Annotated in this window: 5 protein-coding genes; all 5 read left to right on the forward strand. The window is 67.1% G+C overall.

The genetic code is table 11. From position 1 onward, the window contains the following. Nucleotides 1–403 (forward strand): hypothetical protein (locus VOI19_RS17940; RefSeq protein ID WP_323794309.1); only part of this gene is annotated, 403 nt, incomplete at its 5' end. 30 nt (nt 404–433) lie between these two features. Next, the gene (locus VOI19_RS17945) at nt 434–712 is read left to right on the forward strand and encodes a hypothetical protein (RefSeq protein WP_323794310.1); all 279 of its coding nucleotides are present in this window, start codon (nt 434–436) and stop codon (nt 710–712) included. A 19-nt stretch (nt 713–731) separates the two neighbouring features. Continuing rightward, nucleotides 732–1,559 (forward strand): F0F1 ATP synthase subunit A, encoded by an 828-nt coding sequence (gene atpB, locus VOI19_RS17950; RefSeq protein WP_323794311.1) that lies wholly within the window; start codon nt 732–734, stop codon nt 1,557–1,559. 80 nt (nt 1,560–1,639) lie between these two features. After that, on the forward strand, nt 1,640–1,825 hold the full coding sequence (gene atpE / locus VOI19_RS17955; protein WP_211351061.1) for an ATP synthase F0 subunit C: 186 nt from the start codon (nt 1,640–1,642) through the stop codon (nt 1,823–1,825). A gap of 49 nt (nt 1,826–1,874) precedes the next feature. Next, the gene (locus VOI19_RS17960; protein ID WP_323794312.1) at nt 1,875–2,429 is read left to right on the forward strand and encodes a F0F1 ATP synthase subunit B; all 555 of its coding nucleotides are present in this window, start codon (nt 1,875–1,877) and stop codon (nt 2,427–2,429) included. Nucleotides 2,430–2,541 lie beyond the last annotated feature (112 nt).

Genomic DNA, 2,541 nt, shown 5'->3' on the forward strand with positions numbered 1-2,541 from the left:
CTCCCAGGTGGCGCTGCTCGTCGACGGACGCACGGGTCTGCTGGCCGGCCTGGTCGGCACCGCGGTCGTCGTCGGCGTCCTCTTCAGCGGCGCCCTGGTCGTGACTGTCGTCGCCGACCTCATGCCTGCTGCCTCGCTGATGGTCGCCCTGATGACCTACACCCTCCAGATGGTGCTGCTCGCGGCGGTGCTGATCCCGCTCAGCGACACCTCCTGGGCGGCCGACAACCTCACCGCCGGGTGGCTGGCTGCGGCCGTCATCAGCGGTGCCCTGATCTGGACCGCAGCCCAGGTGCTGCTCGCCACGCGCGTGCGCATCCCGGTCTACGACCTCCCCGCCGCCGAGCCCACCCCGCACCCCCGCGGGGACGTCTCGTCCAGCGTGGAGGGGGGTGCGCGATGACCCGCACAGACTGCTATTGTCCGGGGCGCAATGACCGAGGACCACGACACCCCACGAGGCGATCCCTGGAACGCCTTCGGGTACGTCGTGGCGGGGGTCCTGCTGTACGGCCTCGTCGGCTTCGGGCTCGATCGCTGGTGGGGCACCGGCTTCATGGTGGCGATCGGGATCATGTGTGGTGCAGTACTCGGCCTCTACATGACCTGGGCCCGCTTCAAGGCTCCGCCGGACACCGGCCCAGCTCCGCCCAGCAGCACGTCCACAGACAGTCCCAGCAGCCCCAGCCATCCCACCGAACCCCAGCGGTAGTGCAGACACAGGAGACACGGTGAGCAGCCTCATCTTCCTCGGCGAGACCGAGACGTTCGAGCCGCCCAGCCCGGCCGACTTCGACTACCCGGCGATCCCCGGCACCGGGAGTGGCACGTTCGAGTTCCTCGGCCAGGCCCAGATGGCCGGCATCACCAAGCCGATGGTGCAGATCGTCGTGGCCGGCATCCTGGTCTTCGCGTTCTTCTACCTCGCCTCGCGCAAGCGCGCCATGGTTCCCGGTCGCCTGCAGTACGTCGGCGAGGAGGCCTACGGCTTCGTGCGCAACTCCATGGGCCGCGACATCATCGGCAGCCAGGACTTCCAGCGCTACACGCCGTACCTCTTCGCGCTGTTCTTCTTCGTGCTCTTCAACAACTTGATGGGCTCGATACCCTTCATCCAGTTCCCGACCTTCTCCCGATCCGGGATGGTCTACTCGCTGGCGATCATGAGCTGGCTGATCTACAACATCGTCGGCATCAAGAAGCACGGCTTCGCCGGCTACTTCAAGCTGCAGTCGGTCCCCGCCGGTGTCGGTGGGCCCATCCTCCTGCTGCTCATCCCGCTCGAGTTCATGTCGAACATCATCGTGCGGCCGGTCACGCTGGCCCTGCGTCTGTTCGCGAACATGTTCGCCGGCCACCTGCTCCTGATCCTCTTCGCCCTCGGCGGTGAGTACCTCCTCCTCGAGCAGTCGCTGGCCTACGCCCCGGTCGGTGTCCTGGCCTGGCTGTTGTTCATCGTGATCTCGTTCCTGGAGCTGCTGATCCAGTTCCTCCAGGCCTACGTCTTCGTCCTCCTGAACGCCATGTACATCCAGGGCGCTCTGGCGGACGAGCACTGAGCTCGACCCGCACCACCAGCTCCACCTCATCTCACAGCAGCACCAACCGAAAGGAAACAGCCGTGGACGGCAACCTCAACATGATCGGCTACGGCCTGGCCGCAATCGGGCCGGGCATCGGAATCGGCCTGATCTTCGCCGCCTACATCAGTGGTGTCGCTCGTCAGCCGGAGGCCCAGAGCCGCCTGCAGTCGATCGCCATCCTGGGCTTCGCCCTCGCCGAGGCGCTCGCGATCATCGGTATCGCGCTCGCGTTCGTCCTCTGACCGAGGCCCCTGAAGCCAGACTGACGTAGGGACCCCGGAAGGACCTGCTATGCAAGCACTGACTGCATCACCCGTGTTGCGGGCGGCGGAAGAGCTGAACCCGCTCATCCCGCACCCGGTCGAGATCGTCTTGTCGATCGTGGTGTTCGCGATCCTCTTCTTCGCTGTGAAGAAGTTCGTCGTCCCGAGCTTCGAGTCGACCTTCGCTGACCGCACGACGGCGATCGAAGGCGGCCTCGCGGCTGCCGAGACCAAGCAGGCCGAGGCCGACGCCAAGCTGGCCGAGCTCGAGAAGCAGCTGGCGGACGCCCGTCACGAAGCCGCGCGCATCCGTGAGGAAGCGCGTGAGCAGGGGGCGACCATCGTTGCCGAGATGCGTGAGCAGGCTCAGACCGAGGCGTCGCGCATCGTCGACCACGGCAAGGCCCAGATCGAGGCGGAGCGCCAGCAGGCGGTCACCTCGCTGCGGGCCGAGGTGGGCACCCTCGCCACCACGCTGGCCGGTCGCATCGTGGGCGAGTCCCTCGACGACGACGCACGCCAGGGTCGGGTCGTGGAGCGCTTCCTCGCCGACCTCGAGGCCGGCACCCCGGGCCAGAACTGATGGAGGACAACTGATGGCCTTCCGTGGAGCGTCAGCCGACGCCGTCGCTCCGCTGACCAAGGACGTCGAGGCTCACGCCTCGAGTCCCGACGTCGCAGCGACGGTGGCGGAC

Origin of the sequence: Nocardioides sp., assembly GCF_034670285.1 — a bacterium.
Classification (GTDB): domain Bacteria; phylum Actinomycetota; class Actinomycetes; order Propionibacteriales; family Nocardioidaceae; genus Nocardioides.

Coding starts and splice junctions, on each gene's coding strand:
- VOI19_RS17945 (WP_323794310.1), top strand. CDS start 434: ATGACCGAGGACCACGACACCCCACGAGGCGATCCCTGGAACGCCTTC.
- atpE (WP_211351061.1), top strand. CDS start 1,640: ATGATCGGCTACGGCCTGGCCGCAATCGGGCCGGGCATCGGAATCGGC.
- VOI19_RS17960 (WP_323794312.1), top strand. CDS start 1,875: ATGCAAGCACTGACTGCATCACCCGTGTTGCGGGCGGCGGAAGAGCTG.